General features: G+C 42.7%; 22 protein-coding genes. 15 read left to right on the top strand and 7 right to left on the bottom strand.

From position 1 onward, the window contains the following. Window positions 1–183: 183 nt before the first annotated feature. From PLE7327_RS02820 to PLE7327_RS02850, 7 genes are all read left to right on the top strand, one after another. Window positions 184–591 carry a hypothetical protein gene (locus PLE7327_RS02820; protein ID WP_144266079.1) on the top strand — a complete coding sequence of 136 codons (408 nt, stop codon included), beginning with the start codon at window positions 184–186 and terminating at the stop codon, window positions 589–591. A gap of 81 nt (window positions 592–672) precedes the next feature. After that, window positions 673–1,518, top strand: a complete 846-nt coding sequence (locus PLE7327_RS02825) for a hypothetical protein (RefSeq protein WP_144266080.1) — start codon at window positions 673–675, stop codon at window positions 1,516–1,518. A 5-nt stretch (window positions 1,519–1,523) separates the two neighbouring features. Next, on the top strand, window positions 1,524–2,690 hold the full coding sequence (locus PLE7327_RS02830; RefSeq protein WP_015142348.1) for an endo-1,4-beta-xylanase: 1,167 nt from the start codon (window positions 1,524–1,526) through the stop codon (window positions 2,688–2,690). Window positions 2,691–2,879: 189 nt separating this feature from the next. Further along, window positions 2,880–3,593, top strand: a complete 714-nt coding sequence (locus PLE7327_RS02835) for a 4'-phosphopantetheinyl transferase superfamily protein (RefSeq protein WP_015142349.1) — start codon at window positions 2,880–2,882, stop codon at window positions 3,591–3,593. Between the two features lie 801 nt (window positions 3,594–4,394). Continuing rightward, the gene (locus PLE7327_RS02840) at window positions 4,395–4,928 is read left to right on the top strand and encodes a type IV pilin protein (RefSeq protein WP_015142350.1); all 534 of its coding nucleotides are present in this window, start codon (window positions 4,395–4,397) and stop codon (window positions 4,926–4,928) included. 226 nt (window positions 4,929–5,154) lie between these two features. Next, on the top strand, window positions 5,155–5,676 hold the full coding sequence (locus PLE7327_RS02845; protein ID WP_015142351.1) for a type IV pilin-like G/H family protein: 522 nt from the start codon (window positions 5,155–5,157) through the stop codon (window positions 5,674–5,676). Between the two features lie 81 nt (window positions 5,677–5,757). Continuing rightward, window positions 5,758–6,528 carry a hypothetical protein gene (locus PLE7327_RS02850; RefSeq protein WP_015142352.1) on the top strand — a complete coding sequence of 257 codons (771 nt, stop codon included), beginning with the start codon at window positions 5,758–5,760 and terminating at the stop codon, window positions 6,526–6,528. Between the two features lie 193 nt (window positions 6,529–6,721). On the opposite strand, the gene PLE7327_RS02855 is transcribed toward PLE7327_RS02850, so the two are convergent. The 3 genes from PLE7327_RS02855 to PLE7327_RS02860 all read right to left on the bottom strand — a co-directional run bounded on the left by PLE7327_RS02855 (window position 6,722) and on the right by PLE7327_RS02860 (window position 7,948). Next, a complete protein-coding gene (locus PLE7327_RS02855) occupies window positions 6,722–7,075 on the bottom strand; it encodes a DUF5615 family PIN-like protein (protein ID WP_015142353.1) in 354 nt (117 codons plus the stop codon). Then, complete coding sequence (locus PLE7327_RS26330) at window positions 7,075–7,317, bottom strand: DUF433 domain-containing protein (protein WP_071880632.1); 243 nt, start codon at window positions 7,315–7,317, stop codon at window positions 7,075–7,077. Before PLE7327_RS26330 ends, PLE7327_RS02855 begins: the two co-directional genes overlap by 1 nt. Before the next feature lie 172 nt (window positions 7,318–7,489). Further along, window positions 7,490–7,948: a flagellar accessory protein FlaC gene (locus tag PLE7327_RS02860; RefSeq protein WP_015142355.1), complete on the bottom strand. Its 459-nt coding sequence runs from the start codon at window positions 7,946–7,948 to the stop codon at window positions 7,490–7,492. Between the two features lie 149 nt (window positions 7,949–8,097). Here PLE7327_RS02860 and PLE7327_RS24690 point away from each other — a divergent pair, with 149 nt between their 5' ends. Then, window positions 8,098–8,235: a hypothetical protein gene (locus tag PLE7327_RS24690; protein WP_186005364.1), complete on the top strand. Its 138-nt coding sequence runs from the start codon at window positions 8,098–8,100 to the stop codon at window positions 8,233–8,235. On the opposite strand, the gene PLE7327_RS02865 is transcribed toward PLE7327_RS24690, so the two are convergent. The 3 genes from PLE7327_RS02865 to PLE7327_RS02875 form a co-directional block, all read right to left on the bottom strand. Continuing rightward, entirely contained in the window at window positions 8,232–10,790 is a 2,559-nt protein-coding gene (locus PLE7327_RS02865) for an O-antigen ligase family protein (RefSeq protein WP_015142356.1), read from the bottom strand. The two genes, PLE7327_RS24690 and PLE7327_RS02865, sit on opposite strands and share 4 nt — an antisense overlap. 72 nt (window positions 10,791–10,862) lie before the next feature. Then, window positions 10,863–12,125, bottom strand: coding sequence for an FGGY-family carbohydrate kinase (locus tag PLE7327_RS02870; protein ID WP_015142357.1), 1,263 nt, complete (start codon window positions 12,123–12,125; stop codon window positions 10,863–10,865). A 119-nt stretch (window positions 12,126–12,244) separates the two neighbouring features. Continuing rightward, window positions 12,245–12,679, bottom strand: coding sequence for an NUDIX hydrolase (locus PLE7327_RS02875; RefSeq protein ID WP_015142358.1), 435 nt, complete (start codon window positions 12,677–12,679; stop codon window positions 12,245–12,247). 95 nt (window positions 12,680–12,774) lie between these two features. On the opposite strand from PLE7327_RS02875, the gene PLE7327_RS02880 reads away from it, so the two are divergent. The 6 genes from PLE7327_RS02880 (at window position 12,775) to PLE7327_RS02905 (ending at window position 19,807) form a co-directional block, all read left to right on the top strand. Next, window positions 12,775–13,719, top strand: a complete 945-nt coding sequence (locus tag PLE7327_RS02880) for an NAD(P)H-dependent glycerol-3-phosphate dehydrogenase (protein ID WP_015142359.1) — start codon at window positions 12,775–12,777, stop codon at window positions 13,717–13,719. 87 nt (window positions 13,720–13,806) lie between these two features. Then, a complete protein-coding gene (locus PLE7327_RS22520; RefSeq protein ID WP_144266081.1) occupies window positions 13,807–14,364 on the top strand; it encodes a phycobilisome linker polypeptide in 558 nt (185 codons plus the stop codon). Between the two features lie 52 nt (window positions 14,365–14,416). Then, complete coding sequence (locus PLE7327_RS02890; protein ID WP_015142361.1) at window positions 14,417–15,199, top strand: hypothetical protein; 783 nt, start codon at window positions 14,417–14,419, stop codon at window positions 15,197–15,199. 144 nt (window positions 15,200–15,343) lie between these two features. Beyond that, window positions 15,344–17,086, top strand: coding sequence for a DNA mismatch repair endonuclease MutL (mutL, locus tag PLE7327_RS02895; protein ID WP_015142362.1), 1,743 nt, complete (start codon window positions 15,344–15,346; stop codon window positions 17,084–17,086). 232 nt (window positions 17,087–17,318) lie between these two features. Next, window positions 17,319–19,364 (top strand): DICT sensory domain-containing protein, encoded by a 2,046-nt coding sequence (locus PLE7327_RS02900; protein WP_015142363.1) that lies wholly within the window; start codon window positions 17,319–17,321, stop codon window positions 19,362–19,364. A 125-nt stretch (window positions 19,365–19,489) separates the two neighbouring features. Further along, window positions 19,490–19,807: a DUF3067 family protein gene (locus tag PLE7327_RS02905; protein ID WP_015142364.1), complete on the top strand. Its 318-nt coding sequence runs from the start codon at window positions 19,490–19,492 to the stop codon at window positions 19,805–19,807. 11 nt (window positions 19,808–19,818) lie between these two features. On the opposite strand, the gene tatC is transcribed toward PLE7327_RS02905, so the two are convergent. Then, window positions 19,819–20,583 carry a twin-arginine translocase subunit TatC gene (tatC, locus tag PLE7327_RS02910; RefSeq protein WP_015142365.1) on the bottom strand — a complete coding sequence of 255 codons (765 nt, stop codon included), beginning with the start codon at window positions 20,581–20,583 and terminating at the stop codon, window positions 19,819–19,821. 255 nt (window positions 20,584–20,838) lie between these two features. On the opposite strand from tatC, the gene PLE7327_RS02915 reads away from it, so the two are divergent. Next, window positions 20,839–21,534, top strand: a complete 696-nt coding sequence (locus PLE7327_RS02915) for a hypothetical protein (protein WP_015142366.1) — start codon at window positions 20,839–20,841, stop codon at window positions 21,532–21,534. Window positions 21,535–21,578 lie beyond the last annotated feature (44 nt).

Consider the following 21,578-nt stretch of genomic DNA (forward strand, 5'->3'; position numbering starts at 1 on the left):
AATAGCGCAACCTTCAAAACAAAAATAAAATATAGTAGAGCGACTTTAAATATTTAGCAAAAAATAGATGGTGTTTTGTTCGCCGCTTACTTGACAATTTGTTCTAGAGTAACTACTCTAGCTTTTTAGTCAAAATATAGCTTTTAATGTATACGTTTTTATGTATACGTAATTATTTCTATCATGAAAATTGCTGACAAAACTTGGATGCAAAGGAGTCAGCCGAGTTTTGACTTCCAGCCTATTAAGTTCGATTGGCGCGATCTCGCGATCGCAATTGTTTTGATCTTATGCGCCGGACTTGCCTCTTATCAGGGTTCTCTGCTGACTCAATCTGTCGAGCAGAGGGATAATATTTGGTTTGCAGGAGATAGCGCGCTTGTCTTCACTCAAGTTTCCAGTCCTGAAAACGATGTTTATCGGCGAGTCAGACATCCTTGGTTTCCGATCCTAGCTCCCGCTCTGGTTTATCTTCTAAAAATTACATCCGGTGTCGATTCGTATAGGGCATGGAGCTTGGTCACAGCAGGTGTGGCTTCTCTTTGGATTGGCATGCTGTTCGTCCTATTGAGGTTAATCGGTTGCCGCTAACTCGATGCCACGATCTTTAGCATCCTAGCAGGAACCAGTGCCTCGGCAATATTTGGGTTTGTTGCACCAGAGTGCTATCCGATGAGTTCCATAACCATGTTAATCGGACTGCTCTTTGCGGCGATCGTTCAATACCGAAAGCTGTCGATGCTCTGGTACGCAGTTGCCACTTCACTAACCTTGAGCATGTCAGTCACTAATGGGTTCGTTGGATTTGCGATCGCTATCCTCAACTGGTCTTGGAAGCAATCTGCAAAAATCATTGCAGGTTCTCTTGTTTTGACTGCTATACCGCTGGCAATCTATAGGCTGATTAGACCTTTCATTTTTACGCAAGCGGCTACGGTTCCAGCAGCAACGGGATCGACATCGGGTTCCGAGGTGGCTAATTCAGTGGCATCGCAATCCGGAGGAATGCTTAGTTTGCTAAAGCAACTCATCGCTGCGGATGCTTGGTTTATGTGGCATCCGCTAGACCCCATCGGCTCTTTCTTGTTTCATACGATGATTATGCCAGCCTTCAAAATTAGCCATCAGGAAGGCGATGTTTATGGGATGATTACTCAGGGTTCGGCTCCAGGTTCCGCTAGCTGGTGGGGATTAATCGGCGTTTTCTTATGGATTGCGTTATTAAGTCTGGGGGTGTGGGGATTTTTTTCCGTTCGTTGGTATCTTCAGCTTAAGATCGTTCTTGGGCTAACGCTCCTCCAACAGATAGGGTTTCACACGTTGTTCGGAGATGAAACCTTTCTTTATTCGCTACATTTTGTTCCTTTGCTGATAATGTTGACAGCCTTGAGCACATTAAGCAGGTTCCGTTCTCTAGCGTTAGTGCTATCCTGTTTGCTAATTGTCTGCATGGGAGTCAATAATCTTGGGCAGTTTCAGAAAGCGCTGGAGTACCTTCATAACTATTTATCTTCTTGAGTGTAATGTCTATTAGACGACTGGCAACGAGGCGAAACTTTCTCTTGGGTCTTGGTACCTTGGCAGGAGCGAGCATTGCAGTAGCGGGAAAATCTACCTCTACATACGTGAAGAACCTGATTCATACGAGTCGATATGAGTCGAGAGACTTTGCAACGGTTGGAAATGCCCCTCTGCGCGATCGCGCGGCGGCTAAAGGCTTAATTTACGGCGCGGTAGGAGATTATTTGCCGCTGTCGTCTGATAAAAACTATGCAACCAGTTTTGCGCGAGAGTGTGGCATGCTCGTATCGGGGGAACTGAAATGGTATTTCATCCGTCCCACGCCCGATAGTTTTGATTTTACTAAAAGCGATTGGGTCGCTAAATTTGCTCGTGTTAGTAGCATGCATTTTCGCGGTCATACCCTAGTCTGGCATATTTCCTTGCCCGACTGGTTTGAAGAGACAGTTAACCGTCAAAATGCCGAGGGATTTTTAGTCGAGCACATTAAAACGGTAGTCGGACATTATGCCGGACAAATACATTCCTGGGACGTACTCAACGAAGCGATCGAACCCAACGACGGACGACCCGACAGTTTGCGCAAAACGCCATGGCTGGAATTTCTAGGCGAAGATTACCTCGATCTGGTCTTCCGCGTCGCTGCCGAAACCGACCCACAAGCACTCTTAGTCTATAACGATTTTGGGATGGACTACGACAATCCCAGAGATGAGGCGAGGAGAATTGCTATTTTGAAGCTATTAGAGCGTTTAAAATCGAAAGGAACGCCAGTCCATGCCCTAGGGATTCAAGCTCATCTGTGGGCTGATGCAACGGATTTTAACCCCAAAAAACTGCGCGATTTCTTAAGTCAGGTCGCCAGTCTGGGTTTGAAAATCTTGATTACAGAACTAGACGTAGCAGACCACAGATTGCCCCCAGATATAAAGCTGCGCGATCGCGTCGTTGCTGGAGTCTATGAAGATTATCTCTCAACCGTACTCGACGAGCCAGCCGTTATTGCCATTATCACATGGGGATTGAGCGATCGCTATAGCTGGATGCCTGAATATCACCCTCGCCCGGATGGTCTCCCCTTGCGTCCCCATCCCTTGGACAAACACTTCAAACCCAAACTAGCATGGAATGCCATGGCTCGTGCTTTCGATCGCGCCCCGCAGCGCTGACTGGGGAAGTGTGGGAAGTGTGGGGAGAGGGGGGAGACGGGGAGGAGGATATTAACTTCCGACGAACGTATTCCGAATTCTGCCCTCTGCCCGGAAGCCTTCTGGAGGGGCTGAGTGCGCCACCTGCGGGCGCACCCTGAAAGCCCCGTCCTTCTATGACCAATCCAAAATCCAAAATCCTTTCATCAAATGACAGAAGAAGTTCACCTTTGGTGGGTAAATCTAGACTTGAGCGCAGACAAGATTGAAGAACTCGCCCAAATCCTCTCGGCAGACGAAAAAGCTAGGGCACAGCGATTTTATTTCCAGCAACATCGGCATCGTTTTATTGTTGCTCGCGGCACGCTCAGAACGATTTTAGGGCATTATTTGGCGATCGCACCCAATCGGCTCGAATTTGAGTATAGTTCTCGCGGCAAACCCAAATTAGCCGAAAGCTTGGGCGGTAATGAGATGCACTTCAATTTGTCCCACTCGCAAGACTTGGCTTTATATGGATTTACGCGCGATCGCGCTATCGGCGTAGATTTGGAATATATGCGTCCGATCGCTGACGCTCAAAAGATCGCTCAACGCTTTTTTTCAGCGCGGGAATCGGCGATTATTGACGCTTTGCCAGACTCAGAAAAGCTAATAGCCTTCTTTCGCGGTTGGACGGCAAAGGAAGCTTATTTAAAAGCGACTGGCGACGGGTTGGCAGGTTCTTTAGATCGGGTAGAAGTTTCCTTCGCGCCCAACGAACCGATGCGTTTGCTCGCTATCGACGGCGACGTGCAAGCGGCAGCCCGATGGCATTTGCATGCGATCGTTCCTGCTGCCAATTATATCGCTACCATAGCGGTAGAAGGTCAATCCAATTCGCAATTGACAATTCGCAATTGGCAATTTTTATCCAACTTGTAGTCAAAGATATTACCTGTCATCCTGAGCGTAACGGCGTGAAGCGAAGGATCTCAGAGATTTTTCGCGTCGAGGATGAAAATCTATTCTCTTAACAGGTCTATAGTCCTCTTGAGAGGACTTAAGCTATTAGCTTGGGATTTAAATCCCAAGCGGGTAATAAATTGCACAGTCCGCCAGGAACTGAAGTTCCTGACTCATAGCTTAAGCCCACTTAAGTGAACTGATGCGAGCTAGCCTAGAAATTGAATTCTGGGCGTGTTGGCGTCACCCGTCATGCTGAGTCCTTCGCTTCGCTCAAGGATAAACTCCGCAAAGAATCGAATATTTTAGGGAGCTGAGGTGCTTGAGATCCCTCGCTTATGCTCAGGATGACAGAATTTCGTTACCTGTCATTGAAGAGCGATCGCGAAGAATCTCAATATCGCCCTAGGTTTCGAGATACGAACACTAGCTACGCTCCGTTGAGCATGGCATTAGAAGCTGGTTGACTGACAAATCTTTGTCCCCTCATCCCTAAATCCCTTCTCCCACAAAGGACGAAGAGACTTCAGGCAAAAGTCTTAACTTGAAAGCCCCTCTCCCAGAGCGGGAGAGGGGTTGGGGTGAGGGCGATTTGAATTCTGTCACTCAACCAGCATTAGAAAAGCAATCATTTATGCAACAAGTCTATTACTTGTCGAGGGATTCCTTATAAATCAATTCAAAAAATTTTTTTGGAGGTGATATGAAATTAGATCGCTCTGGGTAAGTTCTATTTAGAAGAGAAAAAACAAACCCCTACCGAAAAAGGAACAAAAACCCATGAATTCTCAATTCAAAGCCAACTTACTCAAAGTTTTAGCTAACAAAAAATCTAACAAAGGTTTCACTCTTATTGAATTATTAGTTGTTGTAATTATCATCGGCGTACTGGCTGCTGTTGCTCTGCCTAACCTCCTCGGTCAAGTTGGTAAAGCTAGAGAAACTGAAGGTAAGAATGGCATCGGTACTATTAACCGCGCTCAGCAAGCTTATCACTTTGAAAAGCAATCTTTTGCTTCAGCACTTACTGATGCTAACTTAGCATCTAACAATATTCTGGGTGTAACCGTTGATAGTCAATATTACAGCTTCTCAACCAATGCAGGTGACGCTGCTAGCGTTACTCAACAAGCAGCTTCCACGGATGCTCCTAAGAATGGGACTCGCAGTTATGCTGGTGGTGTAGGCTTTAGCAGTACCTCTGGAGTTTACGCAAACGTTGTTTGTCAATCTGACCAAATCACTAACACTGCACCTTCAGTTACTGCTGCTGCGACTCCCGTTTGTCCCTCTGGAAGCACTGCGCTTAAGTAAACTAAGCTAGTGTAATGAAACAAGTTTAAAAATTACTTAAATCAACACAGATCTAATTTATAAGCATCAGGTAAACATGTAAATTAACCTGATGCTTTTTGTTTTTTAACATAATTTAAATAGCTCGAAAAATTGCAATAAATAAAATGATATATCTTATCAAAAAAATGGGTAACCTCTACATAGAAGGCAATAATAAAATTAGAAAATATATTTATGTTTAAGTATGAGTTACACTAAAATTAAGATCGATCTACGATCGCTAAAATATTTCTTGTGTAATAGAGATCGCGATCGGGGATTTACTCTCATAGAACTTTTAGTTGTGATAATTATTATAGGAATTCTAGTTGCAGTCAGTCTTCCTAACTTTATCACTCAAATCGGTAAGTCTAGAGAAACTGAGGCTAAAAATAATCTCGGTGCTATTGCTCGTTCTCAACAAGCCTATCACTTCGAGAAACAAACTTTTGCTAACGATCTAAGTTATTTAACTATTAATGGAAGTTTTGCCTCGAAATACTATGACTTACCAAACCCTTCAATAGCTAATAGCGCAATCGTGAAGCATCAGGCAACTGCACTCAATCCTAATAGCGATCGCGTTAGAAATTATGCAATAGGAGTATATCATAATGCTGGTTTATTTAATACTTTCTTTTGCCAAAGTCTAGATGTTGGCGTAACCGTTGATGTACCCGATACAACTAGCGGAGTTTGTACCAACAACGGGATTAGATTAGAGTAAGGATTTGTGAAAATTGCTATCTAGATAAAATATAAACTTATTCTTATATTTTAAATTCAGGTAGTGAAGATAAAGTGAAATATGAAAAATAAAAGACTGCTATTATTCTTGCGCTATCTTACTCCGTTATTTTGTCTGGCAGGGGTTATTTATTTACAAACTTCACATATTAAAACAAAAAAAGCTCGGACAGGAGAAGATGCTTTAAAAGAAGAACAATCTACTCAAGTTTTCCTAAACTTACAAAAGAATATGCCTTCCTTTGGGTTTAACAATTTAATCGCAGACTGGAATTTTCTTGGATTCATTCAATATTTTGGAGATGGAAAAGCTCGCGAGCAAACCGGATATTCTTTAATTCCTAATTTTTTTGAAATAATGGTCGATCGCGATCCTCGTTTTATTCGGGCATATTTGCAAATGTCTACTGCCAACTCAATTTATGCAGGTAGACCCGATAAAACCGTCACTTTTATGAATCGGGTTCTAGAATCAGTTTCTCCTAAAACTTTCCCTCTTTCGATTTATATCTGGATTTATAAAGGCGTAGATGAAATCTTGTTCTTAGGAGATTTAAAAGCAGCGCGACATTCCTACCAAATGGCATCCAATTGGGCAAGTATTCAAGGGAATGAATTTATGGCAAACCAAACTCGCGCAACAGCCGAATACTTAGCAACTAACCCAGATCCAAGAAAAGCTCAAGTTTCTGCTTGGATGACCATTCTAACAACAACTCCAGATCGAAAAACTCAGCAGTATGCTATTGATAAGATTAAGTCTTTGGGTGCCGAGATTACTGTTACGCCAGAAGGCAAATTGCAAGTCATAACACCTTCTAGTTGGAAGTAATTGATAATTTTTGTTCGGCACAGGGAAAAGTAGTGTGAGCGTCTCGCTCACGTATAACTCACATATAATAAAACGCGAGCAGGATGCTCTACTCTACTACGTTGAATACTTAATAGCTGGTTCTACTTAATACAAACTTGCATGGATCGCGATCGCGTACAATAAAAACTGTAGAGGGAAACGCGATTGCTTACTAGAGTAGACGCTGACGCAATTGCTCGCGCTCTAACACAGTAAATCTTCCCTCAAAAGATAAACTAGCTTGACCTAATAATTGTAGTAATTGTTCGGCTGGTTCGTATGGAGTTAGGGGCTGATAGCGAAAGTAAATTATTCCCCAAGGTGCAGCCATTCCTCTTTGATAAATTAACGTTCCATAATCTCTATCAAAAGTCAATATAATTCTCTGCTCGCGAGTAGCACGATTTAAAACTTCGGCATCTTCTATTCCAGGTGATTCTTCACTAATTGATACGACATCATATCTGGCATTGCGCAAAAGATTTATACTAGGCAAAGGCAGATTTTCATTGGCTAAAAACCGCATCAACTTGCCTCAGAAGATAGCGGAATATTGTATAGTATTTCCTCCCGCATACATTCAGCAGCAAATGCAAAAACTGCTCTTAAAGATTCAGGTGTAAGATTAGGATAGCTTTCTAACAGTTGTTGTTCTGTCCAGCCTACGGCAAAAAGACCGAGTAAAAATTCTACAGATAAGCGAGTTCCTTTAATAACAGGTTTACCTATCCATTGCCAAACCCTTAAATAAATCAGTATTAGTAATATTTTAGACTTAGAAGGTAGGGGAGTGCGATCGGATTTGAATTGGGGAAGTATAAGAAGACGCGAGCAGGATGCTCGCACTACGTTTAATATTTAATTGGCTGATTTTACTTAATACAAACTTGCATGGAGTGCGATCGCTCTAATCAATAATTGTAAAGAAATGCGATCGCGTCTACGGATTGCCAACCCAACCAAACAACTTCGCCAAACTACCTAAGATAGCAACAATCAGACCAATCAAAATCCCGCGATTGACAAATTCGGTTGTTTCGAGTCGTTTGCTCAAGCCATCTACTTTTTCATCGAGCGCTTTGAGATCTCCTTTTAATTCTGCTTTAGTCCCATCTACCTTTTCATCGAGCGCTTTGAGATCTCCTTTTAATCCGGCTTCAGTCCTATTAATATCTCCTTTTAATTGTGCTTCAGTCCTAGCAACAGATTCATTGAGAGCCTTGATATCTCCTCTTAGTTCGGCTTCTGTCCTGGCTACAGAGACTTTCAACTCGCTAACATCTTTGGCAACATTATCTATCTTTTGTTCTACTTTATCTATCTTCTGCTCTAATTTATCTAACTTTTGATCGAACTTAGCAAAAATTTCTTTTAAATCTGATTCAATCGTTACGCTCATGTTGCCCGCCAGCTCGACAATTTATTGTTGTTTATATTTTAGACTTAAAAGTTAGAAATTAGTAACTTTAGAGCAAGACGCGATCGCGGGAACATCAAAAACTTGCATGGGGTGAGATCGCTCTAATCAAAATCAATAATTGTAGAGAAATGCGATCGTATCTACGGATTGCCAACCCAACCAAACAGTTTGGCAAAACCACCAAGAATAGCGAGTATCAGCCCAATAAAAATCCCACGATTGATAAATACAGTCGAGTCCAACCGCTTGCTCAATCCAATCGTTAATATCTTCTATTTCCAACAATTTTTGTTTCAAGCTGAAAGTTATTATCAATTGGATGGGGAAGATTTAATTGCTCAGTTCTAATTTGATTAATAAGTCGATCCAAGGGTAGTAAAACTTGAGGATAATCGGGGAATAAACCTAACATCAATACGAGTAAATTTACATCTTCTTCTTGGGAAGAGAGTCCAAAGGCTACCTCAGATGCTTTTAAATTTCTATAAGGTAATGTTAAAGCATTTCTATATACTGCCTGACTTTTTTGGCGGACAGAAGATAGCCAGCTTCTTAAATTTCTTTGCTCGAAAATATGTTCTCTAACTTGCTTTTGTTCTTCTGCATTAAGATCGGAAGCATTCTCTAAATAACTATTTAAGTACTGTTGCGGTTCGAGCCAGGCACGTAGCAGTAATAAAACACGACTTTTGGGATTGAATTCAAGATTTTTATTGAGAATATTTAGAGCTTTTTGTGATGAATTTTCTGCCAATAATAATGCTTGTGAAACAGGTTGCAGTCGATTAAAATCTAGATTTTTTATCGGCTTTCGCTCCCACCACTGCAAAAGCACAATATTTTCATATATTTGATTATATTCGGGTGCGTTCGTGGAAAGTTGTGTCCAAATATTTTTGGAAAAACTAATCGTTTTCTCAACAACAGAATCTTTTAGGCTCACAAGAGGGGATTGATTCCATATCTCTCTGGTTAAAATTTCTGGATTAATTAATCCACTGAGCGCTAAAGCATTTATCGCTTTTTCGGTTTCTTGCTGTTTTAAATATTCTAGACCGAGTAAATAGTAAGTATAATAACTAAGCCGAGGCAATAATTGGGTTGCTCGACTTAAATATATTTGGGCGCGATCGCTCTGGTTCTGCTCGTGATAAAGTAGTCCTAAATTATGATTAAAATAAGCATCGTAGGGAGCTGCATCTACTGCTTTTTGAAATTGCTGTAATATCATTTCCGATAACTCTTTTGAGAGTTGCGCGTCTTTAATCCCTTCTCTTACTTGCAAAAGCTGAAATCCTGTTAATAGGTTATAAATGGGATCCCAAGGAACGAGATTAGTAGCAATAGATAGTTGGTTATAAGCTTTTTCGAGATTGCCTCTTATAAAAAGACTATCTGCCTCTGAAGCCAACTTCATTGCCCAAGTGACGGGAAACCAGAGTAAGAAAATTAATACCAAAACAGTAATACCTCCCAAACTTAGCCAGCGACGGCGAGAACTCCGAAGCTTATTTAATTGAGATAATTGAAAATCGTCTGCCAGTCCAACAAGCATCACAATTAGCACGACTAAACTGCCACTAATGGCAATATTTTCTAGTTGATAATCGGTGAGACTAGATGCACCATAGGCTAACAACCCGCCGCCAATACCATAGAGTAAATAACGTTCGTTTGGTTTAGATAATTTTTTATATAACTTGTACCATAAGTAGCCCAAACAACCAATTAAGAATAAAAAAGCTGAGAAACCAACTAACCCTAATTCTCCTAGAATTTGGAGAGGGGTATTGTGAAGTTGCTGTACGTGGGATGCACCCGTTCCTACTTCAATAGGACGATAGAGGTTGTATACTCGTGCCATATTGCCGGGCCCGACACCGAAAAGTGGCTTTGCTTTGAAAATATTTAAGCTAGCCTGCCACATAAATATGCGATCGCGGCTTTCGCCATCAATTCTCACTTGAACGGCTGGAGAATGAGAGGCGATCGAAGGAACTTGTACGATCTGCCGAACTCTCGGATTGCTGAGTAAAATGAAGGCAATCAGAATCAGTAATGCACTACAACCTGCAAGGCGTTGCCATCGCTGCTTTCCTCGACCCCGAACAGTAAACAAGACCATTCCCATTAGTCCCAAAATCAGTAGCCCTAAAAATCCTCCCCGCGAACTGGTGGTGTAAAGGACGACTCCTAACGGGAGACTGGCGGCTAATGCCCCGATTCGCTGCCATCCCTGGCGAGATAGGGCTAAGGCAATGGTTAAGGGCAGAATAAGTAGTAAATAGCCTGCTACAAAGTTAGGGTGTCCCATCGGAAATTGATTGCGAGGGGCACCAGATGCCCATTCTGGGTACCAAACGATGAGGCTAATGATACTCGTCACCACCCCAATCAAAGAAACTCCTATCCATAAGCGCGTTATGGTTAATCCACCATTTCCTAGCCAATTGCGCAGAATGTAGAGTAATAACCCATAGCCAACCACAAGAGAGACATTCCAGAGGGCTAGTTGACGGAATTGGCAAAATAAAGTGGAGAGAAATAGCGCGATCGCGATTAACCCTAATGCCCAGTCCAACCCATGCCCTAGCGGTTTAAACGGCAGTTGAAATTGACGCAGCATCCATATAGCCCATACCCCTAGCAGCAAAAATCCAAGCTGCCAGATAGCTATCCAGGGCGAAGAAACCATTAGTTCGTAGCTATAGGGCAGCCAAGTAAAGAATACTAAAATCGCTAGACCAAGCCAGCCTAACCACTGACCGCGCCATGTAAGGGATAGAGGAGAAGGATCGGAGGTAGAAACGTTAATATCCATTAAAAAATCGCGACAGACATAGGGAATTGTTGCGCCTCCAAAAAAGGCGATCGCTATTTTAAGTTTACTGAGTTAGTCTCGGATTAAATACTTTTTTTTTGCAAGTAATGCAGTTCCGTAAGCCGCTTCTGCATAGTCTGAGGAGACAACCGGAACTTGTAAATAACGTTTGCGAATCTTTTCCCAAGTCGGATTTTTTGCCCCTCCTCCCGCCGTGTAGACGTAACGAAGCGGAGTTGCCCCTAGTTCTTGCAACCGTCGATATCCTAGCGCTTCGATTCTTGCCATGCTTTCCAATAAGCCGTGTAAAAATTGCACGGGATCTTCGGGACGAGGTTCCAGTTTTGGCGGCAATTGGGGATCGTTAATCGGAAAGCGATCGCCCGGTTTAAGCAGGGGATAATAATCTAAATGACTTGCTTGAGTGGCATCGATTTGGCGACTGAATCTTTCTAACTCTTCATTGCTAAAAAAGTATCGCAAGACTACCCCACCCGTATTAGATGCGCCTCCAGTTAGCCATAAATCTCCGAATCGATGGCTATAGATTCCATATTGAGAATTTTCTACGCGAGTATGACTTAATAATTTCAATACCAAAGTCGAACCGAGTGAAGTGACTGCCTCGCCCGGATTTGTCGCGCCACTGGCAAGAAATGCGGCAATACTATCAGTTGTCCCAGCACAAACGAGACAATCTTTTCGTAAATTAAAACGATAGGCAATTTCTTTTTTGACTGTATCTATAGGCGTTCCTGGGGACAACACTTGCGGCAATAAATCTCGGATGAACCATTTTTCCAACCAGTTAGGATAACATAAATTTTCCACGTCATAACCGAGTTTTAAAGCATTGTGATAATCGCTAATGCCTAATTTTCCATGCAACAAAAATGCTAGCCAGTCTGCTTGATGTAAAAAGTAGGAAGATTGAGAGTAAATTGGTTGTCGATACCACCAAAAAAGTTTTGCCAAACTAGAGGTAGCACTTAAAACTAGATGATTGGGAGGGGCAATGGCTGCTAAATTTTCTAGGACAGTCATTCCTCGCCCATCGTTATATAAAATAGGATCGTTAATGGGATTTCCTTGCTTGTCGCAGAGTAGTACTGTAGAGGACGTTCCATCGATCGCGATCGCTCTAATTTCTTGTCTAATCTGGAGAGGAATTTGCTCGATTAAAGCAAATAAAGTCTGCTGCCAATAAGTTGTTAAATTATTTGAGGACGATTTTTTAAAAGTTTCTTGAATTTCTGAGCAAATATTTTCTTGCGAATCGATGACAATTGCTCTTGCGCCAGAGGTACCGAAATCAATTCCTAAGTAAAAGTTCATATTACGATCGATAAGTTTGTTTAAATCTCACGCAGAGGAGGCAGCGCGTTGCGGGGGTTTCCCCCATTGTAGTGACTGCCGTCGCGCTTCAGGCGCAGAGGCAGAGGAAAACGCTGAGATTAGTTTGAAATTTGAGGGCGAATTTTGTAGTGACGGTAATGCCAATAATCTCGAAGGATTTTGTCATGATCGAAACAGAGATTTTCTGGCAGATTCCAAAGATCGAAAATGCCAATATTTTTAGCATCATCCGCTGCTTTGGGGTTGCCTTTAGCTGTAGCGATAAAAACGACGCTTAAAGTGTGTTGGCGCGGATCTCGATTAGGATCGGAATAGACTTGAAATTGTTCGATGAGTTCGACCTCTAAACTGACTTCTTCTTTTGCTTCTCGTCGTGCTGCTGTTTCTGCTGATTCTCCATAGTCCACGAATCCACCAGGAATTGCCCAGCCATAGGGAGGATTTTGACGTTCGATTAAAACAATCGGTCGATGAGGGCGATCGATTAGTTCGATAATAATATCAACTGTTGGTGCAGGATTGCGAAATGTCATCTGAATTTTGAAGTCTAAATGCAAATTTTTAATAACATTTTTTAACTATATCATCGTTTTAAAATAAATAAATAACAACCAATAACTAATAACTAATGACCGATAACAAACAAAAAAAATTAACAATTATAGGGTCGGGTGTTTGGGGTTCGGCTTTAGCAACTTTAGCCAAGCGAAATCAGCATTTAGTTCGTTTATGGTCGCGTCATAGTGCAGAAAGTTTGGAAGCAGTTATCGCTGATGCCGATATTATTTTATCAGCCGTTTCTATCAAGGGAGTTAGACCTACAATTGAAAAACTACAAGCTTTAACTTTACCCGAAAAAGTGGTTTTAGTAACAGCGACTAAAGGGTTAGATCCGCTTACAACTCGCACGCCTTCTCAAATTTGGCAAGAAGCTTTTCCAAGTTATTCTATTGTTGTCCTATCGGGACCAAATCTCTCTAAAGAAATTCAGCAAGGTTTACCTGCCGCAACAGTTGTTGCTAGTAATAATATATCGGCAGCCGAGATCGTACAATCGGTATTTACATCGGAAAATTTTCGAGTATATGTTAATAGCGATCCGCTAGGAACAGAATTAGGTGGTACGTTAAAAAATGTGATGGCGATCGCGGCTGGTGTTTGCGATGGCTTACAATTGGGAACGAATGCAAAGGCAGGATTAATAACGCGCGCATTACCAGAGATGATTCGCGTGGGAATTTATTTAGGTGCTCAAGCTTCAACCTTTTTTGGATTATCTGGTTTGGGAGATTTAATAGCAACTTGTAACAGTCCTCTTTCAAGAAATTATCAAGTTGGTTACGGACTCTCTCAAGGGAAATCTTTAGAAAAAATTCTAGAAAACTTGAAAGGAACTGCCGAAGGAATTAATACGACTGAAGTTTTGATAAGAATTGCCCAAACTAAAGAAATTTATGTTCCTATTTCCCATCAAATTTATCGACTTCTCAAAGGAGAGATAACTCCTCAAGAAGCTGTTAAAGCTCTTATGGAACGCGAACCAAGATCGGAATTTCATGGCTTAGAAATATAATAAAAAAATGTAACAAAAATTATTTGTTACAATTCTCAATCCGAAAATTGCTGATAACATTGTATAAATAGAGCGAACAACTCAATCGTGACTGAGATTAAGGCTATCAAAATGGATAACTACGACAGTCGCAAAGTAGCTATTCAAGTTGTGGGTTTACCCAATCAAACTCTTAAGCGAAGAACTAACTATACCGTTATAGTTCCCTACTATCGCTTTCGTCAGACAATTCAACAAATTTGCCGCACTGGAGGGAGAATTGTTAATATAACCGTGCATTCTTCGTCTCTGATTACTACAAAAACAGCAGAAATATTGCCAGAGACTGAAACAGGATTCCCTCAAACGTTAACTTATGCTGAAATTAGTGAATCAGAATCGATCGCAACGTCTAAACCTCAAAAAGAAACCATCGCACCTAAAGGCAGTCAGGCAGAAATAGCCCCTGCACCTGTAGAGTCAGCGACGACGCGATCGCAAATAACAACTTCTAAAATTGTACGATCGTCAAGAAAAACTACTCAAGCTCGCAGAAAAAAATCTCAAATCGATTCCGCCAAACATTTAAAAAAGACGATGAGAAACGCCGCAAAAATTCGAGGCAAAAAGGAGCGCAAGAAATCGAAACCTTACTTGTTTAATTAATTAACCAAAAGAAATAGGCTAATAATTGACATGTGTTTTGAGGAGAATCTCAATGGCAAAAAGAAGACGTAAAATTTCCCCACAATCTGTAGAAAGAAAAGAGAATTTAGTTGTAGAAAAAGAAGAAAACAATGCGATCGCTGTAGAATCTTTCCCAGAAAATATTGAAGAGGCTAATCCAGCACTCTCTTTAGAAGACCACAATTCTCTGCAAAATAAATTGAAAAAGAAAGAAATCAAAATTACAGAATTAAAAGAAAAAATAGAATTGCTCCAAGAACAAACTGAAAAGCAAGCCAAAGACATAGATAAAAAAGACAAACAACTTCAAGAAATACAAGAGAAATTAGTAAAGCAAAAAGCAAAAATAGAAGAACAAGAAGAAGATTATCAAGCTCTGCGCAAAAAAGCTAACAAAAAAGAAGAACGAATAGCAGAATTACAAGACAAGCTTGCCGAGCAAACTAAGAGGAATCAAGCTCTCCAAAATAATATTTATGAGTTAGAGCAAAATTGGAAAAATTTTCAATCTCAAACAAGCGAGCAACTAAAAATCACTCACGCTCTCCAACAGCAATTAGATACTAAAGAAAAACAATTAAAAGAACTGCGCGTTTGTTTGGCACAAAAACAAAGTCAAATTAACGAGCAAATTCAAAAATTTTACGACCGAGAGCGACAAATCGCAGAAAAAGAAAGAAATCATTTCCACCTAGAGCAAGATTATCAAGAGCAAATTGCCGCTTTACAAAAACAAATTGTTCGGCAAACTAGCGTAGCGGCTATTGGAGAGGCGCATTTAAATAAATGGCGCAAACATCATTTTTCTAGCTAAGTTGAATTGTTTGAGTCATATAAGGCTCGCTTTGCTCTGTTTTAATAGGCAAACAAAATTTCTCGGCGATCGCGAATTAGTATGCAATAAATTGTGCTTCAGGATTAGAATGAGTCTGAGCTAACCTTCTTTGCAACCGAGACAATGTCGCTCGACATTCAAACACTGCCTTCAGATGTCATCAATCTGATTGCTGCTGGAGAAGTAATCGATTCTTTTGCAGCCGTCGTCAGGGAATTGGTAGAAAATTCCCTCGATGCAGGAGCAACTAGAATCGTTATTTCGCTCTATCCCAACCTGTGGCGCGTACAGGTAGCCGATAATGGCACAGGAATGTCTTTGCTTGATTTACGGCTCTGTGCGAAGGCACATACAACCAGCAAAATTCGCAGTACGGACGATTTGCGGAAAATTACGACTTTAGGATTTCGAGGAGAAGCTCTACACAGTTTAGCCCAAGTCGCCGATTTAGAGATTGCTAGTCGCTGGGCTTCAGATCCAGATGCGCCCGGATGGCAAGTTGTCTACAATCGACAAGGAGAACCGGACAAAATAGAAACGATCGCGATCGCGCCCGGTACGATTGTTACGGTTGCCAATCTATTTGGAAGTTTGCCAGTTCGCCGTCAAGGATTGCCTCCCCTGGCGCAACAACTCAAAGCCTTACAGGGATTGATTCAGCAAATAGCACTTTGCAACCCCAGCATTACTTGGCAAGTGCGACAAGACGAAAAACCTTGGTTTAACATTAGTCCCGGCAAGAGCGCCCAACAGATTCTACCACAAATTCTCAAGCCAATTAAGATAGGCGATTTGCATAGCTTGAATTTAGAAGTAGAAGCCCCTCGCAACTCCCAATCCAAAATCGAATTAGTCTTAGGATTGCCCGATCGCTGTCATCGTAGAAAGCCCGATTGGGTTAAAGTAGCAGTCAACGGACGAATGGTGCGATCGCCCGAACTAGAACAGACTATCCTAAGCGCCTTTAGTCGAACCTTACCGCGCGATCGCTTTCCCGTCTGCTTCGCTCACCTAACAGTTTGCCCCAGCCAAATCGACTGGAATCGCCACCCGGCAAAAGCAGAAATTTACTTGCATTCGATGGAATTCTGGCAAGAACGAGTGATTAGCGCGATCAAACGAGCAATGCAACTAAGTTCCGCCAATCTTCCTGCGACAGTTCATAATCAACGGATCGGTCAACTGATTAAAGCGGCTGAAGCCAAAACTAACTACCAAATTGATTCGCCATCCAAAATCTTAGCAACGCAGCCGCCGCCAGGGACTGAAAACAAACCCCAACCAAATGGCAACCCAAATCTAAAACTCAAACATCAAATTAGTTTGATGGAATTGCGAGCCGTCGCTCAGGTTAATAAAACTTATATCGTTGCCGAACACTCCAGCGGGGTATGGATAGTCGAACAGCATATTGCCCACGAACGGATTTTGTACGAACAACTGCAAGACGACTGGAAGCTGGTGCCTTTACAAACCCCCATCGTTCTGAGTCAGTTAACCTCGGCACAAGTAGAACAACTCCAACGACTAGGATTACAGGTAGAACCTTTTGGCGAGCAACTATGGGCAGTTCGCAACGCCCCAGAAATGCTAAGCAAACGCGACGATTGTGCGGATGCGCTTTTAGAATTGAGTTTGGGAGGAGACTTGCAAGCGGCACAAGTAGCTACTGCCTGTCGCAGTGCCATTCGCAATGGCATGCCCCTGAGTTTATCCGAGATGCAAACATTGTTAGATCGCTGGAAAAGTACCCGCAATCCGCGCACTTGTCCCCACGGACGACCGATTTATTTATCTTTAGAAGAAGCTTCTCTAGCTCGTTTCTTTCGTCGTCATTGGGTGATTGGAAAAAGCCATGGAATTTGAGCCAAACCGATCCCTACACTGGGATATTGTACCGTCTTTGAAAGCTCGGTTAAGGATCTATTGATTTACGGGATGGGTAGCTCACGAGTTAAACTCATACTAGAGGTCTACTTGTATAACCTTTATCGGAAACAAAAAATAAAGCAGGCGATCGCTCCGCTTCCCTAAGCTGCCTCTAGAGAGTGCCTGCTTGTTTCTCTGGTAGCCGTAATCGCAAAAGCAAAAACGCTTGATGAGCATCCAAAAGTCTGTACTAGCAGAACTGCTGCAAGTCCTTCCTAATTGGCGACCCCAGATGTACTTTAAAGCATCTCTAACCGCGCTTTCTCACGCGATGGAAGATCGGGTACTGGTGGGAGAAGATCGACCTTTAGCGATCGCAAGCTTTCAACGAGAGCGTTTTTATCGCCAAGAAGCCCATCGATATCGACGCATTGCCCAGAAGACCGACCAAGTATACGTTCTTTGCGCCCCAGAAACCGACTTTAAGAACAGTTCTGGACTCTATGAAACCATCGCCTTTGAACCAACCGACAGCTTAGCTCGGGAATGGCATTTAGTCGTCATTGGAGAACAGTATTCTAGCTGTTTGATCTGTCGCGAGAGAACGACAACCATAGATGGAGAAAATCGGGGTTCTGCGATGGACAACAGCCGCCGTTTTGAGGGCATTTGGACTTTCGATCGCCAAGTCAGTCAAGAAGCCGCAGCGATTTTGTTAGATCGCATTTTAGCCTACCGACCCGAACTGGCAAAAAAAATCGAGCGAGCGCGACATCTCTATTTACACTCAGGAGTCAGGAGCCAAGATGCAGAATGGAGCTTTCAAGCCGACCCATTCGTTCAGAGATTGGTCACCTATTTACAAGCCGGCCAGTATAAGTTAATCAAAGCCAACCGCTCGCTCGCCTCCAAAGAACATAAAGAACGGCTGATTAACTCGGTCACGGCAGCGATTCGGCGTTCCCTAGACCCGCAACAGATTCTGCAAGTGGCTGTTCAAAAATTAGGGGAAGGACTTGGAGTATGTAGATGCATTATCTATCGCTGCGACGAATCCGATGCCACTGCCAAGATAGAACACGAATTTTTGAACGCAGGCATTACCTCTATCAAGGGACAAGCTTGGCCCCTCAAAAACAATCCCCTATTTGAGGAAGTTTTGGAATTGCGCGAATCGATTAGCATTGATGATGCTTTCCACGACCCTCGTATCGTCGAGCGAGCTAGCCCCAATGCTCCCGATGCTTCTTTACAGAAAATTGTGAAAAATTGCTCGATTTTTTCCTGGTTGTTGGTTCCCATTCTCTACCAAGGTAGATTGCTGGGAATGGTCGAGTTACACCACTGCGGTCCGACTCCCTCGGCTTGGAAGAGCGAAGATATTGCCCTGGTAGACGCGATCGCAACTCAAGTCGGCGTTGCCCTCATTCAAGCCGAAGCCTATGCCAACTTGCAAGATCTCAACGAGCAGCTAGAAGCCCTCGATCGCACTCGTTCTAATCTAGTCGCCATTACCGGACACGAACTGCGCACACCGCTATCGACCATTCAAGTGTGTCTAGAAAGTCTTGCCAGCGAGCCGGATATGTCTCCAGAACTGCGCCAAGTCATGCTCAATACGGCTCTAGCAGATGCGGAACGCATGCGCAAACTCATCCAAGACTTTCTTACCCTCTCCCAGCTTGAAAGCGGTCGTGTCAAGTGGCATCCAGAACCGCTATCTCTCAATGAATGCGTCGAGTTAGCCCTCAGCCATCTCCACGCTCGTAACGCCAAGAACGATCTCCCGAAGATTAGTAATCTCGTGCCCCAAAACCTACCGTTAGTAGAAGCCGATGGGGAATGGTTGGTAGAGGTCTTGACAAAATTACTCGATAATGCATGTAAGTTCACCAGTCCTGACGGTCAAGTAACTGTAGAAGTCAGTCGCCATAGTCCTCAAAGTCTAGAAGTTACCATCGCGGATACGGGTCGCGGCATCGAACCCAATCGCTTAAAAACTGTATTTGACCGCTTTTATCAAGAAGAAGGTGCTTTGCGACGCAGCGTCGGGGGAACGGGATTGGGATTAGCTATTTGCCGCCAAATCGTCAACGGTTGGGGCGGAGAAATCTGGGCAGAATCAGAAGGAAAAAACCACGGCAGTCAATTTCACTTCACCGTCCCTATCGTCAGCGAATCTTCTTCGAGTAAAAAATCGCAAGACGTTAACTCCCAATCCTTACCATCTCAAAAGCAACAGAGATCCTCTAGAAAGAGGAGTAGAGGAAAATGAAGAAGAGTTCTCACGAAGGGGGACAATCTGCGATCGCTCGCGAGGTTTTCTAAAACTCCCATCCCAAAAGCTTTAAGATTAAAGAAAATTTTAAAATTTAGCGCGATCGCTCGCTTCGATTCACGATGACGGGACAAGAACTTCAACAACTTTTGCTCGCTAAGTGGGGGCATTCCTACGATGTTCGGCTACGACGGATTAAGGGCAGAATTTTTGTCCAAGTTATGTGGAAATATCTCGAACAGGTATCTTTCCCCATGTCAGAGCAAGAATATCTCGAACATCTCAATGCTATAACGAGTTACCTTGAAGCTTGGGGAGGAGTCGAGCAGGTCAAAACTTATATCTACAGAACCCGCGAACGTCCCCGACTCGGTAAACCAGTGAGCATTCCTATTGATTTGGGCGATCGCGCTTCAGAATGGATTCTAGATGAAACTTAAAATTTCTCCGCTCAGCGTCCGCTTAACTTAACCATCCCAACCCCGCCAAAATACAGCCCCAGAACTGCACCCGCCAGAAGAGATTGAGTCAGGGGGTCAGTAGAAGGAGTTAGCACCGCACCTAAAACGACTGCCCCTAGAACGACATAACGCCAGCCAGACAGCATTTGCTTGGAAGAAACAATGCCCAAATATCCCAATATTAACTGGATTACTGGAATTTGAAAGGCTAGTCCAGTGCTGAACATTAACAGCAAGACAAATTCAAAATAGCGATCGATCGACCATAATTGTTCGACGACATCAGCACCGTAGCTAATAAAAAACTTTAGTGCAGCAGGGATAAGAGCTAAGTAAGCAAAGGCAAGTCCCACAAAAAATAAGACGCTCGATCCCAATACAATGGGTCCGAGAAGGCGGCGTTCGCGCCGGGTCAATCCTGGCAAAACAAACTGAATAATTTGGTAGAGGATAAATGGACTGGCAACTAATATGCCGCTGTATCCAGCAACTTTGAGAGAGACAAAAAAGAATTCTCCAGGGGCGAGTTGTAAAAACTTGACATCTCCCGCCGGAACTTCCAACAGTTGAACCAATGGCTTGACGAAGATAAAACAGCCAGTTACCCCGATCGCTACAGCAATTAAAGCATAAAAAATTCGCTGGCGTAATTCTTCGAGATGGTCGAATAACGACATCTCTACCTCATCGGGAATCTCGTCGAGATGTTCGTCAGTCTTGTTTTTAGGTGGGGTTTTCAGTTCTGTAGAAGCCATGTTCGCTCTAATCCAGTCCAAGGGCTGTTAACCATTTTATCGATAGTTGGGTTTAGGAAGTAGCCATCGCTTCTCGATTGCTTGCTTTTGTCAACCTTGGATAACGCGATCGAGTCATTGAATCTTAGAATTTAAATTTTTATTCCCTAAGACTGATGTTTGCAACTGCGATCGCTTTTTCTTAAGTAACAAAATGTGTATAATTGTAACAATAGTGAAGAAAATATAAAATTGTCTATCGAGCTATTAGCCTAAATGACCTTTTTCAATCCAACCGAACCCATTCTTCGTCCCAAACAATATGCATTAGATTATCAGGATCGCCAAGGACTCTTGCACGTTCAGCTGAAAATTAAAAATAAAACCCTAGTTTCTAGTATTTATACCCGTATCGATCAAGTTTTTGGACTCTGGGGTTTAATATCAGCCGCAATCTTTATTAATGCTCAATTTACTCCCATTAGTTGGGTAACGCAAGCGATTGTTTGGTCGGTTTTAACAGTTGGGGGAACTCTAGTTACTATCGGACTAACTCACTTTTGGGTAGCAGTAGAACGCTTGCATTGGGTGTTATATGTCTGGGTGATTTTAATGCTGGTAGGTGTTGCTATTACCGATTTGGGTATCTTTTTAGGGTGGGGTCAGGTGTTAATGCATCTATCTCATCTCTGGTTGGGATTATGCGCCATAGGATATTTCTGTACGGGAATAGGAATGCGTTCTCGCGCCTTCATCATCTCTGGCATCATTCACTCGCTGGGGATTGTCAGCTTATCCTATGTTGTGGGATGGCAGTTTCTGGTTACGGGGTTAATTATGGCAGCCAATCTATTTGTCTTGGCAGAAACTCAATGGGATATGCGCCTTCCCATTGAGAGTTATGGATTGTTAACAGAAAAGCAAAAACAATTCAATCGCGAACAGCAAAAGTTAAGACAAGCAACTTGTTAGAAAGAAAAAGTAAAAAGGAGAAAAGAAAAATTTTTATTTCCTTT

It is taken from the genome of Pleurocapsa sp. PCC 7327 (assembly GCF_000317025.1).
Classification (GTDB): Bacteria; Cyanobacteriota; Cyanobacteriia; order Cyanobacteriales; family Microcystaceae; genus Hydrococcus.